General features: G+C 74.2%; 16 protein-coding genes. 11 read left to right on the top strand and 5 right to left on the bottom strand.

What is annotated here, in order from left to right; all coding sequences use genetic code 11:
* Window positions 1-55 precede the first annotated feature (55 nt).
* From FRCN3DRAFT_RS46610 to FRCN3DRAFT_RS56575, 3 genes are all read right to left on the bottom strand, one after another.
* Window positions 56-1,372 carry a ribonuclease D gene (locus FRCN3DRAFT_RS46610; protein ID WP_007516076.1) on the bottom strand — a complete coding sequence of 439 codons (1,317 nt, stop codon included), beginning with the start codon at window positions 1,370-1,372 and terminating at the stop codon, window positions 56-58.
* A 240-nt stretch (window positions 1,373-1,612) separates the two neighbouring features.
* The gene (locus tag FRCN3DRAFT_RS56580; protein WP_007516075.1) at window positions 1,613-2,305 is read right to left on the bottom strand and encodes a DUF3000 domain-containing protein; all 693 of its coding nucleotides are present in this window, start codon (window positions 2,303-2,305) and stop codon (window positions 1,613-1,615) included.
* Window positions 2,306-2,463: 158 nt separating this feature from the next.
* The gene (locus FRCN3DRAFT_RS56575) at window positions 2,464-3,018 is read right to left on the bottom strand and encodes a hypothetical protein (RefSeq protein ID WP_007516074.1); all 555 of its coding nucleotides are present in this window, start codon (window positions 3,016-3,018) and stop codon (window positions 2,464-2,466) included.
* A gap of 366 nt (window positions 3,019-3,384) precedes the next feature.
* Between FRCN3DRAFT_RS56575 and hemE the strand changes: the two genes are divergently transcribed.
* The 6 genes from hemE (at window position 3,385) to katG (ending at window position 12,391) form a co-directional block, all read left to right on the top strand.
* The gene (gene hemE, locus FRCN3DRAFT_RS0227545; RefSeq protein ID WP_027140992.1) at window positions 3,385-4,461 is read left to right on the top strand and encodes a uroporphyrinogen decarboxylase; all 1,077 of its coding nucleotides are present in this window, start codon (window positions 3,385-3,387) and stop codon (window positions 4,459-4,461) included.
* A 132-nt stretch (window positions 4,462-4,593) separates the two neighbouring features.
* Complete coding sequence (hemG, locus tag FRCN3DRAFT_RS0227540; RefSeq protein WP_027140991.1) at window positions 4,594-6,060, top strand: protoporphyrinogen oxidase; 1,467 nt, start codon at window positions 4,594-4,596, stop codon at window positions 6,058-6,060.
* A gap of 136 nt (window positions 6,061-6,196) precedes the next feature.
* Window positions 6,197-6,850 (top strand): hydrogen peroxide-dependent heme synthase, encoded by a 654-nt coding sequence (hemQ, locus tag FRCN3DRAFT_RS0227535; RefSeq protein ID WP_198536172.1) that lies wholly within the window; start codon window positions 6,197-6,199, stop codon window positions 6,848-6,850.
* A gap of 1,197 nt (window positions 6,851-8,047) precedes the next feature.
* Entirely contained in the window at window positions 8,048-9,598 is a 1,551-nt protein-coding gene (locus tag FRCN3DRAFT_RS0227530; protein WP_007519271.1) for a sugar transferase, read from the top strand.
* Between the two features lie 104 nt (window positions 9,599-9,702).
* Entirely contained in the window at window positions 9,703-10,143 is a 441-nt protein-coding gene (locus FRCN3DRAFT_RS0227525) for a Fur family transcriptional regulator (RefSeq protein WP_007519273.1), read from the top strand.
* 25 nt (window positions 10,144-10,168) lie between these two features.
* Complete coding sequence (gene katG, locus FRCN3DRAFT_RS0227520) at window positions 10,169-12,391, top strand: catalase/peroxidase HPI (RefSeq protein ID WP_007519274.1); 2,223 nt, start codon at window positions 10,169-10,171, stop codon at window positions 12,389-12,391.
* A 105-nt stretch (window positions 12,392-12,496) separates the two neighbouring features.
* On the opposite strand, the gene cysC is transcribed toward katG, so the two are convergent.
* Window positions 12,497-14,284 (bottom strand): adenylyl-sulfate kinase, encoded by a 1,788-nt coding sequence (cysC, locus tag FRCN3DRAFT_RS0227515; RefSeq protein WP_007519275.1) that lies wholly within the window; start codon window positions 14,282-14,284, stop codon window positions 12,497-12,499.
* A 236-nt stretch (window positions 14,285-14,520) separates the two neighbouring features.
* Between cysC and FRCN3DRAFT_RS0227510 the strand changes: the two genes are divergently transcribed.
* Window positions 14,521-15,306, top strand: coding sequence for a 3'(2'),5'-bisphosphate nucleotidase CysQ (locus tag FRCN3DRAFT_RS0227510; protein WP_007519276.1), 786 nt, complete (start codon window positions 14,521-14,523; stop codon window positions 15,304-15,306).
* 319 nt (window positions 15,307-15,625) lie between these two features.
* On the top strand, window positions 15,626-16,207 hold the full coding sequence (locus tag FRCN3DRAFT_RS0227505; protein WP_007519278.1) for a YceI family protein: 582 nt from the start codon (window positions 15,626-15,628) through the stop codon (window positions 16,205-16,207).
* Window positions 16,208-16,246: 39 nt separating this feature from the next.
* Here FRCN3DRAFT_RS0227505 and FRCN3DRAFT_RS0227500 read toward each other — a convergent pair whose 3' ends face one another.
* The gene (locus FRCN3DRAFT_RS0227500) at window positions 16,247-16,918 is read right to left on the bottom strand and encodes a TetR/AcrR family transcriptional regulator (RefSeq protein WP_232794168.1); all 672 of its coding nucleotides are present in this window, start codon (window positions 16,916-16,918) and stop codon (window positions 16,247-16,249) included.
* A 72-nt stretch (window positions 16,919-16,990) separates the two neighbouring features.
* Between FRCN3DRAFT_RS0227500 and FRCN3DRAFT_RS0227495 the strand changes: the two genes are divergently transcribed.
* The 3 genes from FRCN3DRAFT_RS0227495 to FRCN3DRAFT_RS55390 form a co-directional block, all read left to right on the top strand.
* Complete coding sequence (locus FRCN3DRAFT_RS0227495; RefSeq protein ID WP_007519281.1) at window positions 16,991-18,517, top strand: MFS transporter; 1,527 nt, start codon at window positions 16,991-16,993, stop codon at window positions 18,515-18,517.
* Between the two features lie 126 nt (window positions 18,518-18,643).
* A complete protein-coding gene (locus FRCN3DRAFT_RS0227490; protein ID WP_027140990.1) occupies window positions 18,644-19,717 on the top strand; it encodes an ATP-dependent DNA ligase in 1,074 nt (357 codons plus the stop codon).
* 1,267 nt (window positions 19,718-20,984) lie between these two features.
* A partial coding sequence (locus tag FRCN3DRAFT_RS55390; RefSeq protein ID WP_007519287.1) for a hypothetical protein occupies window positions 20,985-22,009 on the top strand: 1,025 nt, incomplete at its 3' end.

Genomic DNA, 22,009 nt, shown 5'->3' with positions numbered 1-22,009 from the left:
CGCGCGGTCGCGTCCAGCAGGATCAGCGGGTACTGGCCGGTAGGACCAGCGGGAGCTAGGGGGCGGCCTCGGTGCCGCCGGCCGGACCGGCGGCCGCGGTGGCGGCCCGGCCGGCCGGGCGCGGCTCCTGGGGCTCGGCCTTGGGGGGCTCGATCAGGGCGACGGCGATCGCGGTCGCCGTCAGGTCCACCTGCCAGGGGCGGGCACCGCCGGCGCGCAGCGCGTCGGCCACGGCCGCGGCGGACAGCTCGCCGGGCGGCGACCAGGCGACCCGCCGGGTCAACGCGGGCTCGATCAGGTTCTCCACCGGCATGTTCTGCTCGCCCGCGACCTTGTTGAGGCTGGCGCGGACCCGGGCGAGCCGGGCGGCGGCGATCGGGTCGCGCTCGGCCCACCGGTTGGGCGGCGGCAGCCCGTCGCCGCCGGTGGAGGCGGTCGCGGGCGGGAGCTCCGCGTCCGGCAGCGCCGCGGCCTGGGTCAGCGCCGTCATCCAGACGCCGGCGCTGCGCCGCAGCCGCGGCCCGGAGAACACCGGCAGCTTGACCAGCTCGGCGGCGTCGGCGGGCGCGGACAGCACCGCGTCGATGATCGCGCTGTCTGGCAGCACCCGGCCGGGCGCGATGTCGCGGACGCGGGCGATCTTGTCCCGGGCGGTCCACATCGAGCGGACCGCGGCCAGCTGCCGTCGGCTGCGGGCGCGGTGGATGCCGCTGGTGCGCCGCCAGGGCTCGGCCCTCGGCTCGCGTGGCGGGGCGGCGGCGATCGCCGCGAACTCCTGGAGGGCGAACTCCAGCTTGCCCGTCTCGGTGAGCTCGGCCGTGAGCGCGTCACGCAGCTCGACGAGCAGCTCGACGTCGAGCGCCGCGTAGCGCAGCCACGGCTCGGGCAGCGGTCGGGTCGACCAGTCAGCCGCGGAGTGCCCCTTCTCCAGGCCGAACCCGAGCACCCGCTCGACCATCATCCCGAGCCCGACCCGCTCGTAGCCCAGCAGCCGGCCGGCGAGCTCGGTGTCGAACAGCCTCGTCGGGCGCAGCCCCAGCTCGGCCAGGCAGGGCAGGTCCTGGCTCGCGGCGTGCAGCACCCACTCGCACTCGCCGACCTTCTCCTGGAGCACGGTCAGGTCGGGCAGTGTGACCGGGTCGATCAGCACCGTGCCGGAGCCGCGCCGGCGGATCTGGACCAGGTAGGCGCGCTGGCTGTAGCGATAGCCGGATGCGCGCTCGGCGTCGAAGGCCACCGGACCCTCACCCGCGGCGAGCCGCTCGGCCACCGCGGCGAGGGCCCTCGCGTCGCTGGTGACGGGTGGTACGCCCTCGACCGGTTCCAGCAGTGGGGTGACGGCGGGCGACGCCGGCTCTGCCGCGTCGGTCACGTCTGGTCTGCCACCCCCGCTGAGCTGCCGTGTTGAGTTCGGAACCGTCGACGTCACGATCGGCGATGGTACGTGTCAAAGCCGCGGTTGGCAGGCCGGTCGGCGGATCAAACGTACCGTTTATACGCTTCGTAACGAGGCTACCGGCACCAGTGACCGGCGTACCGGCATATGTACGCGGCTCGCCCGCGCTGCCCGAGGGGCGGGTGCTGCGTGCCGCGCGGGCCGGCTGACCAGCGGTTAGAAGCGGCGTCCGGGGAGAGAGACGACGCCGGCGATGCGGGGCGGCAGGCCGGCCATGGCGGCCAGCAGGTCGGCGAACGCATGCAGGTGGGCGGCCGTGCCCTGGGCCGACCAGGGCGTCCCACCCTCCCCGCCGGGACGGGGCCGGCCGGCTGTCTCCGCCCAGTCGGGAGACCAGGAGCAGCGCATCTCGACGTCGAAGCTGTCGCCGTCGGGCGCGAGCACCCCGAAGCGGCGCGACGTCGTCGTGGTGACCGTGCCACCGAGTGCCCGGACGCCCACGCCGTGCGCCGCCATCGCCTCGACCAGCCAGGACCATGCCACCTCGGGCAGCATCGGGTCGGTCGCGACCTCGGGCTCGACGGCGGCGCGGGCATAGCAGACCAGCCGGGCGGTGCCCTCCCAGGCGTTGTGCCCCGCCGGATCGAACAGGAGGACGAGCCGGCCGGCGGCGAGGTCCTCGTCATCGCCGGCGAGGCTGGCCGCGAGCGCGAACGCGTAGGGCGCGACCCGGCTCGGCGGCGTCGCCTCCCGGACGGCCAACTCGGGGCGCAGCGTGCCCAAGGCCTCCCGCAACGCCGTGGCCGTGGCGACGAACAGGCCCGGCCCCGCGAGGGCCGGCGTCGTCGTGGTCGCCGCCGTCACCGCCGCTCGCGCGGACCCGGCGTCGGGTGACAACGGGACGCCCATGGCGGCCACGTTAGGGCGTAGGCGTAGATCGCGCTGGCCGGACGCCGGAGCGTGCTGCTTCGACCCCGATGGGTGCGCCCGGTGGGGTACCGCCCGATGTGGGGCGACCGCGGGAACGACGCCGGGGCCAGGTGCCTCCGGCGCCGTGCCGTACAGGCTCACGCCAGCGACCGTGGAGCGCGCCTGGCACCGGCCAGGGGGCGCGGCGTCCTGCCTCGGGACGAGGCGTCCGGTTCGCGGCCGGGCCCCGGCTGGCGGACCACCCGGGGCCGGGGCCGGTCCGCCTCGTCGTCCAGCCCGGCGCCGGGCTGGGTCAGGGGCGCGACCAGGATCGCGGCACCGCAGTGCGCACAGGCCCGCTCGGGACAGTCCGCGCCGTGCCCGTCGAGGCATTCCGGCCGCTCGAACCGCCGCTCGTCGGCACACTCGGGGCAGTGGTGGTACTCGCCCACGGGGTCACGGTCACCGGTGAGGGTGGCCGCCCCGTGCCGGCCTGCCGGGGCGGAGCGCCCGGGGCCCGCGTTCCCGGCGGGATGATCAGGCTGATCGGGCTCGCGTCCAGGGAGCATGACCGCACCTCCTGTGGCCGGCTGATTCTGCTGGTCGGGGTCCGGGGTCTTCTGCTGGTCGGGGTCCAGGGTCGCCCCCGGGGCACTGTCGCGGCCCGCGGCGAAGCTGCCCCGGCAGCGAGCAGGCAGCGCCAGCTCGGACATCGCATGCACTCCCAGCCCTTTCGGACGGGACAGACGGTGCCACGACCATGGCTGATCTCCACGCATTCCCCCCGGCGTGTCGCGCCGGACCGGCTGTGCCCCGCGCGCGACACATGTGACGAGCGTCCCGGTTCCACCCGTTGGGCGCCCGATGGGCATTCTTCGGCCCTGGGTCGGGTGCCTCGAGAGGCCGGGGGAGCCTGGCCGACGAGATCCGGAATGTCCCGCCGCGGGTGCGGCGGCCGGAAGCCGGGGGAGTAGTTTCTACTAGAGGTAGAAGTTCCGGAGCCGTCGCCTGGGAAGGCTGGCGGCGCCGCTGGCGACGCGGGTTCGGCACCCTCGGCCGGCACGTGTCACGATCGGAGTATGGCTGTGGGAGCTCCGTCTGCCTTGACCGCGCCCGCCGGGCCTCGCCGGCCCGGGCTGGCGGAACGCGCGTCCCTGCTGCGCGCCGCCCGGCGGGAGCCGACCGACGCGACGCCGGTGTGGTTCATGCGCCAGGCCGGCCGGGCCCTGCCGGAGTACCGGGCGCTGCGCGCCGGGGTGCCGATGCTGGACTCCTGCCAGGACGCCGCGCTGGTCACCGAGATCACGCTGCAGCCGGTCCGCCGGTTCGGCACGGACGCGGCGATCTTCTTCTCGGACATCGTCGTACCGCTGGTCGCGATCGGCGTGGACGTCGACATCGTGCCCGGGACCGGGCCGGTGGTGGCCGAGCCGATCCGCGACGCGGCCGGTCTCGCGCAGCTGCGCCCGATCTCGCCTGACGACGTCCCCTACATCCACGACGCGGTCCGGCTGCTGCTCGCCGAGCTCGGCGACACCCCGCTGATCGGCTTCGCCGGGGCGCCGTTCACGCTGGCCAGCTACCTCGTCGAGGGCGGCCCGAGCCGGACGCACGCGAAGACCAAGGAGCTGATGTACAGCAACCCCTCGCTGTGGCACGCGCTGCTGGACCGCCTCGCCGAGATCACCATCGGCTTCCTGCGGGTGCAGGTCGACGCGGGCATCGACGCGCTGCAGCTGTTCGACTCCTGGGCCGGCGCGCTCGACGAGGCCGACTACCGCCGCTACGTCGCCCCGCACAGCGCCCGGGTGCTGGCCGCCTTCGAGGACGCCGGGGTGCCGCGGATCCACTTCGGCGTCAACACCGGTGAGCTGCTCACCGCGATGGGCGAGGCGGGCGCGGACGTCGTCGGTGTCGACTGGCGGGTCGGCCTCGACGAGGCGGCCCGCCGGGTCGGCCCGGGCCGCGCCCTGCAGGGCAACCTGGACCCCACCGCGGTGTTCGCCCCCCGGGACGTGCTCGCCGAGAAGGTCCGTGACGTGCTGCTGCGTGGGTCCAAGGCCGAGGGGCACATCTTCAACCTCGGCCATGGCGTGCTGCCCGAGACCGACCCGGGCGTGCTGGCCCACATCGTCGACCTCGTTCATGGCGGCTAGGAATCCGCCGGCGTCGCTCCTGGCGGCCGGCAACCCGGCCGTCACGAGTGACGCCGGCCGAAAGACGCGCGACGTCGACGAGACCCCGCGCCCCCGCGGGTCCGTCCCAGGTCGCGGAGGGAGCGTTCCAGCGTGCGAGTGGTGATTGTCGGCGGGGGTATCGCGGGGCTGGCCGCGGCGCATGCGCTGGCCGGCCGGGCCGAGGTGACCGTGCTGGAGGCCGGCGACCGGGTGGGCGGCAAGCTGCGCACCACCCCGCTCGCGGGGCTCGACATCGAGGAGGGTGCCGAGTCCTTCCTGGCCAGGGTCCCGGAAGGTCTTCGGCTGGCCCGCCAGGTCGGCCTCGGCCACGACATCGTCCATCCCGACACCACCTCGGCGTCGCTGTGGATCAACGGGCGGCTGCGGCCGATCCCGCCGAACACGCTGCTCGGGGTGCCGACCGACGCGCTGGGGCTGATCCGCTCCCGGGTGCTGTCCCCGTGGGGACTGGTGCGCGCCGCAGCCGACCTGGTGCTGCCGCGCGCGAAGATGCCGGACGACCCGACGGTCGGTGACTACGTCGGTGCCCGGGTCGGGCGCCAGGTCGTCGACCGGCTGGTCGACCCGCTGCTCGGTGGCGTCTACGCCGGCCGGGCCGATGCGCTGTCGCTGCGCGCGACCGTCCCGCAGCTGGTGCCGATCCTGGCCGAGGACCGCTCGCTGCTGCTCGGCGCCCACCGGGTGCGGGCACGCACCGGGCCGGCGGCGGCGCCGGCCGTCGCCGCGGCGCCCTCGCCGGTGTTCGCCTCGGTGCGCGGCGGCCTCGGCGCCTTCGCCGCCCGGGTCGCCGAGGCCAGTGGCGCGACCGTGCGCACCGGGGTGCTGGCGCGCCGGCTCACCCAGGTGGAAGGCGGCTGGCGCGTCGACTTCGACGAGTCCGGCCCGGCCGGCGACGCCGGCCCGGATGCCGTGGCGGTCGGGCCGCGTGGCAGTGGCTCGCTGGATGCCGACGCGGTGATCCTCGCGGTCCCCGCCGGGGCCGCGCGCGAGCTGCTCAGCCCGGTCGCGCCGCGGGCCGCAGCGCCGCTGGCCGGCGTGCCGTACGCCTCGATCGGGCTGGTCACGCTCGTCTTCCGTGACGTCGACCTGCCGGCCGGCAGCGGTTTCCTGGTGCCGGCCCGGGAACGCGCGACGATCAAGGCCGCGACCTACCTGACCTCGAAGTGGCCGCACGTGTCCGGCGGCGGTCCGCTGCGGGTGATCCGCGCGAGCGTCGGGCGGGCGGGCGCCGACCGGGACCTGCGCCGCTCCGACACCGAGCTCGCCGGGGTGGTGGCCGCGGAGATCGCGCATGCCACCGGCCTGTCGGCCAGGCCGGTCGCGAGCCGGGTGAGCCGGTGGGGCGGGGCGCTGCCGCAGTACCTGCCGGGTCATCTGGAGCGGGTCGTGATGGTGCGACGGGCGCTGCCGCCGGGGCTCGCGCTCGCCGGCGCGGGCTACGACGGGGTCGGCATTCCCGCCTGCATCCGGTCCGGTGAGGCCGCGGCGGCGGCGGTGCTTCGGCCCGAGACGGATGTGGTCGGCGCGGTAAGCCGCCCCGCGAGCGAGGAAGAATAGGCGTATGTCGTCCACCCAGCCTTCGTCCACGTCGCAGCCGGAGTCCTCATCCCAGCTGGAGACCACGTCCCCGCGGCAGGAGCCCGGTACCCAGCACGGTGAGACGGCGAAGTCCGCCCGGGACCTGAACGCGGAGATGCTCTACACCAGCTGGTCGGTGTTCGCCGCCCGGCGGCCGCTGCCTGCCGACCGGTCCGCCGTCGCGGCCGAGGCGGACGCGCTGCTCGACGGCGCGCTCGCCAAGGACGTCTACACCCGGGGCGTGTACGAGATCTCCGGCTACCGTGCCGACGCCGACCTCATGATCTGGTGGACCTGCCCCGACCCGGACCTGCTGCAGGAGACCTACCAGCGGTTCCGCCAGACGACGCTGGGCGCGCACCTCGACCCGGTGTGGTCGGCCGTCGGCCTGCACCGGCCGGCCGAGTTCAACCGCAGCCACATCCCGGCGTACGTCCGGCGTGAGGACCCGCGCGACTACGTCTGCGTCTACCCGTTCAACCGCTCGCTCGAGTGGTACCTGCTGCCCGACTACGAGCGGCGCGGGATGCTCTCCGAGCACGGGATCATGGGCCGGGAGTACGAGGACGTACGCGCCAACACCGTCTCCGCCTTCGGCCTCGGCGACTACGAGTGGCTGCTCGCCTTCGAGGCGGACCAGCTGCACCGGATCGTCGACTGCATCCGCCACCTGCGCTCGAGCGCCGCCCGCCGGCACACCCGGCTGGAGACGCCCTTCTACACCGGCGCCCGCAAGCCCATCGCGGACATCGTCGCCGCCCTGCCCTGACATTGGTTCGCTCCGTGCGGGCGGCGCGCTCCGGCCCCGTACTCGCTTCGCTCCCACGGGACCTCCGCGCGCCGTCCTCCTCCGCTCACGGCGCTCCGGCGACCTCCGCTGCGGCCCAACCACTTCGCTTCGCTCGTGGCCGGGCCTCCGCGGAGGCGCGCCTCTGCGCCAGCTCGGTTGCTTTGCGCTCGGACGGTGTGGGACCACAAGACCGTGCTCGGGGCCACTTCGCTGCGCTCGTGGGGTGGAGTTCGCTCCCGACCGACCGGTACGGGAGCGCTCCAGCCGTCACTGGTCCAGACATCCACGAGCGAAGCGAAAGGGCCTACGGATGGGCCTGCTTCGGGTCGGTGACGTTCAGCGGTAGGTCCGCGCGTAGAGGCACACCTCCGCAGAGGCCTCCCACAAGCGAAGCGAAGTGGCCGTCTGGATCCAACATTTTGTCGATTGGTGACGTTCAGCGGCGGGTGACCGTAGCGGCGCGGAGGCGCGCCTCGCGGAGGCCCGGCCCCGGAGCGAAGCGATCGGGGCTGGGCCGCAGCGAGGTCGCCGGAGCGCCCGTGAGCGGAGGAGGACACGGCGCGGAGGTCCCGTGGGAGCGACGGGGTCCCTGCGGAATCGGCGAAGCCGATTTCGGAGGTCGTGAGTACGGGGCCGGAGCGCCGTGCCCGGACGGAGCGAACCAGAAAAGGGGGTCGACGTCCGCCTGGGCGCCCCCACCCGTCCGACGGACGCCGACCGCTCTCGCCCTGGCCGCCACGGCGGCCAGGGGGCCTCACCCCGGGGTCGCCATCCCGGGATTCGCGGACAGTAACACTTCGGCGTCGTTGTGTAACTCATTGTCGAGGCGCGGATTGCCCTCGCGCGAGGCTGGTGCGCGTTTGTCCGTCGATGACGGTCATCGCTCGAATGGCGCGTTCTGCCACGTGGGGGCGCTGGTGGGGCGATAGTCAGGGGCGGGTAGGTTTGCCCGCGTGGCCACGGTCTGGTGGCTCTCACGCCCTTGCGCGGGATCAGCAGTCGCGCCGGGACGCGGGAACGGGGCTCGCGGTGGCGCACACCGAAGGGGGAGCACCCGAACACGGGTGGGTCCGCGCGGTGTGGCGCGTGGGGGGAGCCGGTGGAGTTGCCCACCGCGGAGGAGAACGTGCTGACGCTGCAGGGATGCGTTGCCCACTGGTTCGCGGGGGGCGCGCGGTGACGGCGACCGCGCCGGCCGGCTGGCAGGCGGCCAGTCCGCCCCAGCGGACGGCGGCGCCCGGCCGTGCTCCGCGAGGCGGCCAGGCGCCGCCGCCGGGCGGCTACCGGGCCCAGCTGCGGTGGGAGCATCGCTACGTCCGGGTGCTGATCCTCTTCGACGCCGCCGCCTGTGTGGCCGCGACCGGTGTGGCATACGTCATCCGGTTCGGTGGCTTTCTGCACTTCGAGATGCGGGCCACGTCGCCGCGGTGGTACCTGCTCGCGACGGTGCTGCTGCCACTGGTCTGGGGCGTCGCGATGTCGTTGAACCGGGCCTACGAGCCCCGGTTCCTCGGCGGCGGCTCCGAGGAGTTCCGCCGGGTCGTCAACGCCGCGATGCGGGTCGTCGCGACGGTTGCGACCGTGTCGTACGTGACCAAGGCGGAGATCGCCCGCGCCTACGTGCTGGTCGTCTTCCCGGTGGCGATCCTGCTGACCGTGGCCGGCCGGATCGGCGGGCGCGGCCTCCTGCACCGGGCGCGCCGGCAGGGCCGGTGCATGCACCGGGTGCTCGTGGTCGGCGCCGGCGAGTCGGCGGCGATGCTGGTCCGGCTCGCGCAGCGCGACCCGACAGCGGGGTGGTCGGTCGTCGGCGTCGTGCTGGACCGCTCGCCCGGTCGGCACAGCAGCGACCGTCCCGAGCGCAGCGGGTTCGACCTGCTGGGCGTGCCGATCGTCGGCACCACCGAGTCGCTGCACACCTCGATCAGGGCGACCCGCGCCACCACGGTTGCGATCTCGCCGCAGGTGGACGGCGGGACCCTGCAGCGGATGCTGTGGAACCTGGAGGGCTCGGACGTCGAGGTGCTCGTCTCGTCGGCGCTGACCGACGTCGTCGGCCCGAGGATCTCGATCCGGCCGGTGGCCGGCCTGCCGTTGCTGCACGTCGAGGAGCCGGAGCTGACCGGCTCGCGCCGGGTCATGAAGATGCTCTTCGACCGGGCGGTGGCGCTGAGCATCGTCCTGTTCTTCTCGCCGCTGCTGCTCGGGCTCGCGCTCGCGGTCCGGCTCAACAGCCGCGGACCGGCAATCTTCAAGCAGGTCCGGGTCGGCCGGGGCGGCCAGCCGTTCAAGATGTACAAGTTCCGCTCGATGTACGTCGACGCCGAGGCGCGCCTGGTCGGGCTGCGGACGAGCAACGAGGGCCAGGGCCTGCTGTTCAAGATGCGCGACGACCCGCGGGTGACCGGGGTCGGGAAGTTCCTGCGCAAGTGGTCGCTCGACGAGCTGCCGCAGCTGTTCAACGTCCTGCGGGGGGACATGTCGCTGGTCGGCCCCCGCCCGCCGCTGCCGAGTGAGGTCGCCGCGTACGAGGGCGACGTGCACCGCCGGCTGATGGTCAAGCCCGGCCTGACGGGCCTGTGGCAGATCAGCGGCCGCTCCGACCTGGCCTGGGACGAGTCGGTCCGCCTCGACCTGCGCTACGTCGAGAACTGGACGCTGGCCATGGACTTCGTGATCCTCTGGCGCACCGTCTTCGCGGTCCTGCGCCGCGAGGGCGCCTACTAGCCAGCGGTTCGTCCTAGCCAGCGGTTCGTCAGCGCGTCGCGGCTGGTGGAACGGGCCACAGTGTTTTCTTGACAGGTTCAAGAAAACGGGGAAGAGTATGCGCCATGGCCGCCGCCTTGGACTTCCAGGGGATGCTGCGAGGGGCCGGTCTGCGTGTGACCCGACCTCGGATGGCCGTGCTGGGCGCTGTGTTCGCCCACGCACATGCCGACACGGACTCGATCATCGGCGTCGTTCGCCGGGAGCTGCCCGAGGTGTCGCACCAGGCCGTGTATGACTCGCTGCATGCGCTGACGGCCGCGGGGCTGGTGCGGCGCATCCAGCCGGCCGGCTCCGTGGCCCGCTACGAGTCGAGAGTCGGGGACAACCACCACCACGTCGTGTGCCGGTCGTGCGGCGACATCGCCGACGTCGACTGCGCCGTCGGCGAGGCGCCGTGCCTGACCGCGTCCGACGACCGTGGCTACTCGATCGACGAGGCCGAGGTCACCTACTGGGGCCTGTGCCCGGCCTGCTCGGCCGGGCCCGCGCCCGATCGTGCCTGACCCATCTAGGCTCGGGAGGAATCCCATGTCCGAGACCCGCGAAACCGCGCCCAACGTCAACGAAGCGAACAGCGTGGGGTGCCCGGTCGAGCACCCGCGTGCCCCGCACCCCACCCAGGGCGGCGGGAACCGTGGCTGGTGGCCGAACCAGCTCAACCTGCACCTCCTTGCCAAGAACCCCGCCGTGGCCAACCCCCTCGGCGAGCGGTTCGACTACGCGGCGGCGTTCACGTCCCTCGACCTCGCCGCCGTGAAGAGCGACATCGCCGAGGTGCTGACGACCTCGCAGGACTGGTGGCCGGCCGACTTCGGGCACTACGGCCCGTTCATGATCCGGATGGCGTGGCACTCCGCGGGGACCTACCGCATCGACGACGGCCGTGGGGGCGCCGGCAGCGGCCAGCAGCGGTTCGCGCCGCTGAACAGCTGGCCGGACAACGGCAACCTCGACAAGGCCCGCCGCCTGCTGTGGCCGGTCAAGAAGAAGTACGGGCAGAAGATCTCCTGGGCCGACCTGATGGTCCTCGCGGGAAACGTCGCCCTGGAGTCGATGGGCTTCCAGACCTTCGGCTTCGCCGGCGGCCGCCCGGACGTCTGGGAGCCGGACGAGGACGTCTACTGGGGTCCCGAGTCGACCTGGCTCGGCGACGAGCGCTACACCGGTGACCGGGAGCTCGAGGAGCCCCTGGGCGCGGTCCAGATGGGCCTCATCTACGTCAACCCCGAGGGCCCGAACGGCAACCCGGACCCGCTCGCCTCGGCCCGTGACATTCGCGAGACGTTCCGCCGGATGGCGATGAACGACGAGGAGACGGTCGCCCTGATCGCCGGCGGCCACACCTTCGGCAAGACGCACGGTGCCGGCCCGGCGGAGAGTGTCGGCCCCGAGCCCGAGGGCGCCCCGATCGAGCAGCAGGGCCTCGGCTGGAAGAGCTCCTACGGCACCGGCAAGGGCGGCGACGCGATCACCAGCGGCCTCGAGGGCATCTGGACGAACACGCCGACGACATGGGACAACAGCTTCTTCGAGATCCTCTTCGGGTACGACTGGGAGCTGTTCCAGAGCCCGGCGGGCGCCAACCAGTGGCGGCCGAAGGACGGCGCCGGGGCCGGCACCGTCCCGGACGCGCACGACCCGGCGACGACGCACGCGCCGACGATGCTGACGACCGACCTCGCGCTGCGCTTCGACCCGGTCTACGAGCCGATCTCGCGGCGCTTCAGGGACGACCCGGCCGCGTTCGCCGACGCGTTCGCGCGGGCCTGGTACAAGCTGACGCACCGTGACATGGGGCCGGTCGAGCGTTATCTCGGCCCGGAGGTCCCGGCCGAGGTGCTGATCTGGCAGGACCCGGTCCCGCCGGTCGCGGGTGAGCTCGTCGACGCCACGGATGTGGCCACCCTCAAGGGCCAGATCCTCGCGTCCGGCCTGACGGTCTCCCAGCTGGTCTCCACCGCCTGGGCGTCGGCCTCGACCTACCGGGGCGGCGACAAGCGCGGCGGCGCCAACGGCGCCCGCCTCCGCCTGGAGCCGCAGATCGGTTGGGAGGTCAACGAGCCCGACCAGCTCGCGGTCGTCCTGCGGGCCCTGACCGGGATCCAGGAGACCTTCAACGTGGCCGGTGGCCGGCAGGTCTCGCTCGCCGACCTGATCGTGCTCGCCGGTGGCGTCGGCGTCGAGCAGGCGGCGAGGAACGCCGGCCACGACGTCGAGGTCCCGTTCACGCCGGGCCGCACCGACGCCTCGCAGGAGCAGACCGACGTCGAGTCGTTCGCGCCGCTCGAGCCGAAGGCGGACGGGTTCCGCAACTACCTCGGGAAGGCCCAGCGGCTGCCGGCCGAGTTCCTGCTGGTCGACCGGGCGAACCTGCTGACCCTCTCCGCCCCGGAGATGACCGTCCTCGTCGGTGGCCTGCGGGTCCTCGGCGCGAACTACCAGCAGTCGCCGCTCGGCGCGTTCACCACAACCCCGGGGGCGCTGACGAACGACTTCTTCGTCAACCTGCTCGATTTGGGCGTCACGTGGACGCCCACGTCCGAGGACGCGAACACGTTCGAGGGCCGCGACGACGCCACCGGCGAGGTCAGGTGGACCGGGAGCCGCGTCGACCTGGTCTTCGGCTCGAACTCCGAGCTGAGGGCGGTCGCGGAGGTCTACGGCAGCGACGACGCGAAGCAGAAGTTCGTGGACGACTTCGTCGCCGCCTGGACCAAGGTCATGAACCTCGGCCGCTTCGACCTGGCCTGATCCCGATCGCCTGATCCACGTCGTCCGGGTCGGCGGCACGCGCCGCCGGCCCGGACGACGTTCGGGCGGCCGGGCCAGGGCAGGTCGGGTCAAGGGCAGGTCGGGTCAGGCCAGGAGCCAGCCTTCGGCGCGCAGATGGGTGAGCACGGAGTCGACGGCGGCGTCGGGGGTGACCCGCGCGGTGTCGACGGTGACCTCGGCGTCGGCCGGTTCCTCATACGGGTCGGAGATGCCGGGGAACTCGGGGATCACCCCGGCGCGCGCCTTGGCGTAGAGGCCCTCGCGGTCGCGGTCCTCGCAGACGTCCAGCGGCGTGGAGACGTGGACAAGCACGAACCCGGCGCCGCTGCCCGCGACCAGCTCACGAACCCGCGCGCGCGGCGCCGCATGAGGTGCGATCGGCGCGCAGATGGCGATGCCGCCGGCGGCCGCGACCTCGGCGGCGACGAAGCCGATCCGGGTCATGCCCGCCTCCCGGTCGGCGCGGGAGAAGCCGAGCCCCTCGGACAGGTAGGCACGCACCACGTCGCCGTCGAGCAGGGTGACGTGCCGGTCGCCGCGCTCGAGCAGCCGGACCGCCAGCAGGCCCGCGAGCGTCGACTTCCCCGATCCGGACAACCCGGTGAACAGGACGGTGAGGCCGCGGGCGTGCCGTGGGGGGTAGGCGCGCGCGAGCTGGGCGGCCACGCCAGGCGGGGTGAGCTCCGCCGGGATCGGCCTGCCGGCGGCGAGCAGCGCGCCGAGCTCCTCGCGCCCCGGCGCCCCCAGCGCCGGCCCGGTGATGCTGCCGCCAAGACCGTAGAACTCGGCGACGTGGGCGCGCAGGGTCGACAGCTCGGCCAGCCGGTCGGGTTCGCCGGGGTCGGCGCCGGTAGGCGCGCCGAACGGGGAGGTGGCCGTGATCCCGGGCTCCCGGGGCGCGGCGAGCACCGCGCTGGGCGCGACCGGCACCAGTACCAGCAGCGCCTTCGCCGGCTGAGCGTCGGGGGCACGCGCGGCCTGGCCACCCACCGCCTCGGTGCCGGTGGGTGGCGCGGCGGGGCTCGGTGGGTAGGACCGCACGGCCGCCGAGGCGCGGGTGGCCTCGGCGGCGATCGCCTCGCCGGCGAGTGTCGCCTCCGTCGGGCGGATCGGCGCGTCGAGCGCGTCGAGCGCCGCGCGCAGAGCGCGGACCCGCAGGTGGTGACGCGGGTCGGCCGGGTCGGCCCCGCCCATCGGCGCGAGGACCACGCATCGCTTGCCCTGCCGGGTCAGCGCCCGGATGCGGGCGATGTCGGCCGTGTGCAGCAGACCGTCGGCCCAGACCGCCCAGGGTGGCCGGCCCCCCGGCTGGAACCAGTCGCGCTCGCGCAGCAGCGCGCGCAGCTCGTCGGGCCGCGGTCGCAACCCCGGGTAGTCGGGATGGCGTGGCAGCCGCAGTCCCTCGATCCGGCCCGCCAGCCGTACCTGACCCGGCTCCACGACCTCGGCCTCCTCGCCTGGCGCACCGGGCGGCCTGGTCGCGCCGGGTGATCCACCGGCGACGGCACCTGGCTGGGCGGTCGCGCCGGCCTGGCGGACCAGCCCCACCCGCAGCGCGGCGATCATCACCCCCTCGGGGTCGCGCAGCGCCACGGAGTCACCCGGGGCGACACCGGCGGCAGTCTCGGCCGAAACGACGAGCACCGGCATTCGCAGGCCGTCGCGCAGCGTCTCCTCCGCGTATCCGGGCACCGGGCCGAACGTGCCCAGCAGCAGCAGCTCCAGATCGGCGAGCTGGGCGAGGGTGAGCGTGAGCGAGGGCCAGTCCCTGGACGCGGCCGTCAGCTCGGCGGCGCGGTCCGGGCCGACCAGCCTCAGGGGACCTGACGGAATGCCCGGCGATCCGTCGGGAGTACGAGTGGTGGCGGACACCCCGCGACCGTAGCGGTTACGGAGACATTACGGAGCATGACCGCGCCCGTCGGGTGTCGGCCGTCGGGCTGTAGTGCCTGCCGCGCCTGGCACCGGTCGCGTTCGCCGAGCCGGATGGTCGGTACAGAATCGACGAACGCCGTCCGTGGGCAGGCTTGCCGGTCCGTCCGCGGCCGCTTCCGCGGGTCGCGAAACAGATGATTGATGGCAGATGTCTGCCATAGAATGTGGGGCTGATGAGCATCGACGGCACCATAGAGCCAACCGACTCCGCGCCGACCGACGCCGCGCTCGCGAGCCGGCTCGCCACCGACGCGGGCCACCGGCTGCTCGAGATCCGCGACGAGGTGGGCTTCACGGACAGCGCGGCGCTGCGCGACGCCGGCGACGCCGGCTCGCAGAAACTGCTCGCCGCCGCGCTCGCGCACCACCGGCCGGCCGACGCGGTGCTGTCGGAGGAGGCCGTCGACGACCGGGCCCGGCTCGCCGCCGACCGAGTATGGATCATCGACCCGCTCGACGGCACCCGGGAGTTCTCCGAGACAGGCCGCACCGACTGGGCCGTCCACGTCGCCCTCTGGCAGGGCGGCGCCCTCGCCGTCGGCGCCGTCGCGCTTCCCGCCCTCGGGGTGACCCTGTCGACCGCGACCATCACCCCACCGGCAGCGGCGGCGGCGGGGCCGCCGCGCCTGGTCGCGAGCCGGACCCGCGCTCCCAAACTGGTCACCGGCGTCGCCGAGCGGATCGGTGGCGTCGTCGTCCCGATGGGCTCGGCCGGCGCCAAGGCGGCCGCGGTGATCCGTGGCGAGGCGGACGTCTACCTGCACGCCGGCGGCCAGTACGAGTGGGATTCGGCGGCCCCGGTCGCGGTGGCGCTGGCCGCCGGCCTGCACGCCACCCGCATCGACGGCTCGCCGCTGCGCTACAACCAGCCCGACCCGCTCCTGCCCGACCTGCTCATCTGCCGTCCCGACCTCGCCGAGGCGGTCCTTGCGGCGATCGGGGAGTTCACGGCTGGCTGACCGACCGGGAGGCTCGCGGCGTGGCGGCGTGGCGGCGAACTGCCTCGCGCCGCGGGCGAAAGCCGCCCAGGAAAGCGCCGGAAGACCGCCCGTGGCGAGGGAAACCACCCATTCGTGCCATCGGCGGCAGCAGCCCGAAGTGCTCTGTATACGAGAACGTATACGAGAATGTGGTTTGGCCTGAGCGGCAGCCTCTGACCGGCTAGCATCGGCCTGCGACCTGCGGGGGATTGGTCGCACACTCTCCGGTGCACCGACTGGTCGTCCCGCGCGGTCTGGTGACCCATCTCGTCGTCCCTCACCGCACGGAGGCCGTTGAATGACCGCTCCCTCGACCGCCGGGCCCGGCGTCGACTCGCTCCCGCTCGCGGCCGGCTCCTGGGCGTTGGATCCGAAGTCCTCCAGCGTCACCTTCCAGGTCCGCTACCTCGGCGTCAGCAACTTCCGCGGCCGGTTCGACGAGTTCGACGCGACACTGACCGTCGGTGAGACGTTGGACTCGGTGTCCGTCACCGCGTCGATCGAGATGGCGTCGATCAACACCGCGTTCCCGATGCGCGACACCCACCTGCACGCCGCCGAATACCTCAACGCGGTAGGCCAGCCGCGCGTCACCTTCGTCTCCACCTCGGTGGTCGAGGGGCCGGACGGCTACGAGGCGGCCGGTGACCTGACGATCAACGGCGTGACCCGGCCGGTGGCGCTGACCGTCGAGTACTTCGGCAGCGCGACGCACCCCATGGACGGCAGCTTCCGCGCGGGCTTCGCGGCAAGCACGGTGATCCTGCGCAGCGAGTTCGGCATCGACTTCAACATGCCGATCGGCGTCGACCAGTTCGCCCTCTCGGACAAGGTGAAGGTGGAGCTCGACCTGCAGTTCACGGCACCCACCGTCTCCTGACGCTCGTCCCCGCCGCGGGCGGTGGTCCTTCCCGCTGGGTTACCTGGGCGAGTGGGTATGGGCGCGCAGGAAGGTGTCGACGCCGGCGTCGACGGCGGCGCGGACGCGGTCGTCGGGGACAGGCCGGGTGCCCTGCTCGGTGAGGTCGGAGATCTCGGCGCCGATCAGGGCGAGGAACTGGCGGGCGGCGAGCGTCGGGTCGGGCACGGTGAGGTGACCGGCGTTGCCGAGCATCGCGAGCCGGCCGGCCAGCGCCTCCAGGATCGGGGCCGCCGCCTTGACCCGCACCACCCGGTAGACCTCAGGGTCACGCGCCGTCTCTGAAGCGATCATGCGGGCGAGGAAGACGGCGCACGGGGTGCGCTGGCACTCGACGAGCCGCATGCCCAGGTCGCGCAGGCTCGCGAGCCACCCCTGCTCCGAGAAGTCCAGCCGCTGGATCACTTCCAGGACCTGGGCGTTCTGCTGGATGGCCGAGTCGGCGACCGACTCGCGGAACAGCTGCTCCTTGCCGCCGAAGTAGCTGTAGATCGTGGGCTTGGAGACGCCTGCCGACGTGGCGATCGCGTCGATGCTCGCTCGCTCGTAGCCCTCGTCGCCGAAGATCGGCGCGGCCGCGTCCAGGATCACCCGTCGCTTGTCCCGCCGGGCCACCCGCCGCGTGTCCGCGCGACCTGCGTCCGCGCGCCCTGCGTCCGCCACTGCCTCCACGGCACGAGTGTAACGCGATGTTGACGCGCTCCGCAGGTTGCTGCACTAAACGGTTTGGTTTACTTTCGTGCCATGGCAGTAAGTGCGGAGAGCGCCGACGACACGACGACCAACGCGCGGGCGTCCGCCGTCCCAGGCCCGGCCACGCCCGACGCCCAGAACGACGACCGGCGACCGGCGGAACGGGCCGGGGCGCCGACGGGTGCCCTGGTGGCGCTGGGGCTCGCCGCGCTGGTCGCGGTGCTCGACGGAACCGTGGTCTCGGTCGCGCTGCGCACGCTCGCCGCCGACTTCGACGCCCCGCTCACCACGGTGGTCTGGACGACCGTCGGCTACCTGCTCGCGGCCGCCACGATGCTCCCGCTGCTCGGCTGGCTCACCGCCAGGTTCGGCGGGCGGGCGGTGTTCCTCACTGGTCTTGGGCTGTTCGGGCTCGGCTCGGCGCTCGCGTCCCTCGCCTGGTCGGCCGAGGCGCTGATCGCCTTCCGGGTGGTGCAGGGCCTCGGTGGCGGCCTGCTCGAGCCGACGGCGCTCCTGCTCGCGGCCCGGCTCGCCGGCCAGGACCGGGTCGGCCGGGTGCTCGGCACGATCTCTATGATCATCAACGTCGCGCCGGCGGTCGGACCAGTCGTGGGTGGCCTGCTCCTCACGACCGGGCACTGGCAGTGGATCTTCGTGGTGAACATCCCGCTGTGCCTGGGCCTGCTCGTCGTCGCGCTCGTGTACATCCCGGCCGATCGCCCGGCCCGCGCGGCGCCGGATCAGGACGCCGAGGCCGGCGGTACCGAGGCTGGCGGTACCGAGGCTGGCGGCGCCGTGCCGACGGCCGACGTGCGTGGACTCGTGCTGCTGACCACTGGCTACGTTGCGGTCCTGCTCGCGCTGACCAGGGCGGGCCAGGCCGGCGCCGGTCTGGTCGTCGCCCTGGCCGCCGCCGCGGGGGTCGCGCTGCTCGCCGGCTACGCCCGGCACGCCCTGACGGCGACGACCACGCCGGCCTTCGACCTGCGCCTGTTGCGCCGGCCCGGGTTCGGCGCCAGCCTCGCGGTGATGAGCTGCGTCGGGCTGCTCATGTACGGGCAGCAGTCGGCGCTGCCGATCTTCGGGGCCGAGCGTCACCACCTGCACGGCATCGGCCAGGGCCTGCTGGTGTGCGCGCTGGGGCTCGGGCTGTTCGTCTCGATGTCCTGGGGCGGCCGGATGAGCGACCGGACGGGGCCACGCCCGCTGGTCCGGGCGGGAAGTGTGGTCACCGCCGCCGGGCTGCTCACCTTCGCGCTCACCCACGACCGGCTGCCGCTCGCGGCCGTGTTCGTCCTGTTCGTCGCCATCGGGCTGGGCTTCGGCGCGACGGCGTCCCCGACGTTCGCCAGCGTCTTTCGCACCCTGCCGCCCGCCGAACAGCCGCAGGGGACGACCGCGCTGTTCATGTCAGTGCAACTGTCGGCGTCGCTCGGCATCACCGTGCTCGGCCTCTTGCAGGCCAGGGCGGGTGACGACTGGGTCACCTGGCTGTTCGCCCTCCTGACCGCGGCGGCGCTGGCGATGCTCGCCCTCAGCCGCCGCCTACCGGGTCGCGTCGGCGAACCATCGGCCTGATCCACACGGAAACGGCACCGGCCAGGGGCCGCGCTGGGCCGAGTGAGCCGCGAGCCTCTGGCAGGAGAGCGGCCGCAGGGTGGCCGTGGTGGCTGTCCGCGTTCCGGTGTGCGCGACCATGGGTGGGTGGACCTTCCTGTGCTGCCTCCCGTGAAGCCGATGCTGGCCAAGCCTGTGGCGAAGATCCCGGCCGGGATGAGCTATGAGCCGAAGTGGGACGGGTTTCGGTCGATCGTGTTCCGGGACGGGGACGAGATCGAGATCGGGTCGCGGAACACGAAGTCGATCAGGAGGTACTTCCCGGAGCTGGTCGAGGCGTTCCTGGCCGGGCTGCCGGAGCGGTGCGTGCTCGACGGGGAGATCGTCGTGCCGGTGGGGGACCGGCTGGACTGGGCGGCGCTCGGGCAGCGGGTGCATCCGGCGGCCAGCCGGATCAGGCTCCTCGCGGCCGAGACGCCGGCCTCGTTCGTCGCCTTCGACCTGCTGGCCCTCGGGGACGCCTCGCTGCTGGACACGCCGTTCGCCGAGCGGCGCCGGCTGCTCGCCGACGCCGTCGGCGCCACGGCGGCCACTGTCGGGTCCGTCCATGTCACGCCCACCACGACCGATGCCGACGAGGCGGGCCGCTGGTTCGAGACGTTCGAGGGCGCGGGGCTGGACGGGCTGATCGCCAAGCCGCTGGACGCGCCCTACCAGCAGGACAAGCGGGTCATGTTCAAGGTCAAGCACGACCGGACGGCGGACTGTGTCGTCGCCGGCTACCGGCCGTACGCGGCCGAGCCGACCGCCGTCGGGTCGCTCCTGCTCGGCCTCTACACGGACACGCCCGACGGGGGGACGACGCTCGCCGCGGTCGGGGTGGCGTCGGCGTTCACGCGGGAGCGGCGCCGGTCGCTCGCCGAGGAGCTCGCGCCGCTGGTCACGGACCTGGCCGGGCATCCGTGGGCGCCGGAGCGGATGGGGGACACCCGCACGCCGTGGGAGGCGGGGGAGAGCCGGTGGGGCAAGGGCAAGGACCTCTCGTTCGTGCCGCTGCGCCCCGAGCTGGTCGTCGAGGTTCGCTACGACCAGCTGGAGGGGCCTCGGTTCCGGCACACCGCCCAGTTCGTCCGCTTCCGCCCGGACCGCGACCCGGACAGCTGCACCTACTCCCAGCTCGACGAGACGGTGCGCTACGACCTGAGCCAGATCCTGCGCTAGCCGCCAGTAGTACTCGGTCGGCGTGGGCCGGGGTGGGCCGGCGCGTCGAGGCAGCTGGAACTGGGCCGGAAAGTGCGGTCGCGGCCCCAATATCAGCTGCCTCGAAGATCAACTGCCGAGGGGGGCTCAGCCGGTGGGGTGGGGGAGGACGGAGACGAGGACGGGGACGCGGTCGTTGTTGGCCACCAGGGCGGGGCTGGCGAGCCAGCGCAGGTAGGCGGCGCGGCCGGCGGGGGACATCCGCTCCGGGGCGAGGGGGCGGTCGGCGGCGTCGAGGAAGTCGTCGAGCGGGCCGGTGATGAAGCCGTCCCCGCGCGGGTCGCCGGTGAATCGGCGGCGGCGGCCGGCGGCGTCGGTGACCTCGACGGGGATGATCGGGTCGTCGGCGCGGCGCAGCCAGACCTCGGTCGCCGAGGCCACGTAGGCCGCCTGCCAGCCGGGCAGCGCCGCCGCGGCGGCCCGGGCCGAGTCGATCGCGGCCAGCGCGTCCGGCGACAGGACGGCGGGGCCGAACGGTTTGAGGTCGGCCGACGCGGCGGCCACCGGCACGCTCACCGCGAGGCCCGAGAGCGTGCCGACCGGGTCCGTCGGTTTCACCGCGCGGGCGATCGCGGCGAGCTCGTCGATCAGCTTTGCGGTCGCCCTGGCCTCGTCCTGCGCGCCGAGCTCGGCGCGCAGCGTGAGCTGGTCGGCGGTGCGCGCGAGCGTCGCGTTGAAGAAGGCGAACAGCGCCGACTGGCGCAGCTGCCCGAGCGTGCGCGGGCTCGCCGGGTAGGCCGTGCGGCCGTCGCTCCGGTAGCCGCGGGTCGCCGCCCACTGGGCCTGCTCCCACTGCCGCGCGACGAGCGCCGCGTCGGTCGCGAGCGCGCGGCGGNGGCCCGCCGGCGGCCAGCGCCTCGCCGAGCAGGTCGGCCCACAGCTCGGCCGGGATCCGCGCCCCGTCGGCCGGACCCGCCAGGTGCGTCGACCAGGGTCCGCCCGCGCTCGCTCCACCCGCGCTTGCCCCGCCCTCGCCCGGGGCCGCCCCGCCCGCCGCGCCGGAACTCGCGGCGTGGCTGGAGGCAGGGGCTGGGCCGGAGGCCCGGGCTGGGCTGGAGGCCGGGGCGGCTGGCCAGTCCGTTACCAGTGCCGCGCCGGCGGTGTCGCGCAGGGCGTCCGCGGCGGGCAGCAGGCCGGTCGCAGAGTTGTACATCTCCTCCCGCCACACGCCCAGCGTCTCGCCGATCGCGACGCGCAGGCCGGCGGGTAGCGGCCAGGACGTGTCCCGGTGACGTGCCTGGTCGAGGTGGGCGGCCCGGTGCTGGTGGACGGCGAAGGCCAGCCGGGCGACGAAGGTCGCGGCCCCCGCCGGGTCGGCCCGGCGTGCCTCGGACCCGCCGGCGCGCCCGACCAGGTACGCCCAGGCGCTCGCGACCTGCTCCGGCACGCCGGCCCGGACCGGCGGTGGCAGGGCCGCCAGCCGGGAACCCGCCAGGACCGTCTCGACGTGGTCGGTGGCGAAGCGCGCCGCGAGCGCCGGCTCGGCGGCGATCGCCCGCAGCAGCGCGGCGGCATAGCCCGCCCGGGCGTCCGCCGGCCCACCGCCGAACAGGCTGACGTCACGGGCCCCACCCGATCCAGGGCCGGTGAGTGGGGCGGAGCGGACCCGGTAGCGGCCGCCGCGGACGTCCGTGCCGGCGAAGAGGGCGTCACCGAGCAGCCGCAGGCTCGCCGGGGCGAACCGGCCATGGCGCAGCAGCGGGCCGAGCAGGGTCGTCTCCGCGGCGCCCGGCTCGCCGCGCGCGTTGAACCGGCCGAGCCAGCCGGCGGTGAGCCCCCCGGCCCGGCTGAACGTGGCGAGCGTGGCGCCGAGCGCCGCCGTCAGCGCGCCCGCGGTCTCGGCCGGCAGGCGTCTGCCGGGTGCGTCCAGGACGGTGCGCGGACCGCCGTGACTGGCGTGGACCCGGCTGCCGCGCGCCGTCGCCTCGATGACGTACCCGCCGCCGTGGACGCCTTCGGCCAGGTGCAGGACGGCTGCCAGCCGGTCGGGGCCGACCGTGCCGACGAAGCCGGCGACCAGGTCGGGGTCGTTCGCGGCGGCGTTCAGCCGGGCGGCGGCGCGGGCGATCGTCGCGACGTCCGGGAACGGCCGAAGGGCCGCGCCGACGAGCTCGGTGCCGAGCAGTGCCCCGGCGGCCCGGGCGGCATCGCCGTCGCCGCCGAACGGGTCGGGCGGGAGCGTCAGCGCGATCCGTGCGCCGCCCCCCACGTCGCCTGGGGCGCCCACGCCGCCCGCACCGCCCACGCCGCCCG

The organism is Pseudofrankia saprophytica, assembly GCF_000235425.2.
Classification (GTDB): domain Bacteria; phylum Actinomycetota; class Actinomycetes; order Frankiales; family Frankiaceae; genus Pseudofrankia; species Pseudofrankia saprophytica.
The sequence above is the reverse complement of the archived record's forward strand: the minus strand, read 5'-3'. Positions and strand labels throughout refer to the sequence as shown.

What these genes read in the sequence shown, in the direction of transcription:
- FRCN3DRAFT_RS0227495 (WP_007519281.1), top strand. Translation starts at nt 16,991, where the DNA reads ATGGCAGTAAGTGCGGAGAGCGCCGACGACACGACGACCAACGCGCGG.
- FRCN3DRAFT_RS0227505 (WP_007519278.1), top strand. Translation starts at nt 15,626, where the DNA reads ATGACCGCTCCCTCGACCGCCGGGCCCGGCGTCGACTCGCTCCCGCTC.
- FRCN3DRAFT_RS0227525 (WP_007519273.1), top strand. Translation starts at nt 9,703, where the DNA reads ATGGCCGCCGCCTTGGACTTCCAGGGGATGCTGCGAGGGGCCGGTCTG.
- hemE (WP_027140992.1), top strand. Translation starts at nt 3,385, where the DNA reads ATGGCTGTGGGAGCTCCGTCTGCCTTGACCGCGCCCGCCGGGCCTCGC.
- katG (WP_007519274.1), top strand. Translation starts at nt 10,169, where the DNA reads ATGTCCGAGACCCGCGAAACCGCGCCCAACGTCAACGAAGCGAACAGC.
- FRCN3DRAFT_RS0227510 (WP_007519276.1), top strand. Translation starts at nt 14,521, where the DNA reads ATGAGCATCGACGGCACCATAGAGCCAACCGACTCCGCGCCGACCGAC.
- hemQ (WP_198536172.1), top strand. Translation starts at nt 6,197, where the DNA reads ATGCTCTACACCAGCTGGTCGGTGTTCGCCGCCCGGCGGCCGCTGCCT.
- FRCN3DRAFT_RS56575 (WP_007516074.1), bottom strand. Translation starts at nt 3,018, where the DNA reads ATGTCCGAGCTGGCGCTGCCTGCTCGCTGCCGGGGCAGCTTCGCCGCG.
- FRCN3DRAFT_RS56580 (WP_007516075.1), bottom strand. Translation starts at nt 2,305, where the DNA reads ATGGGCGTCCCGTTGTCACCCGACGCCGGGTCCGCGCGAGCGGCGGTG.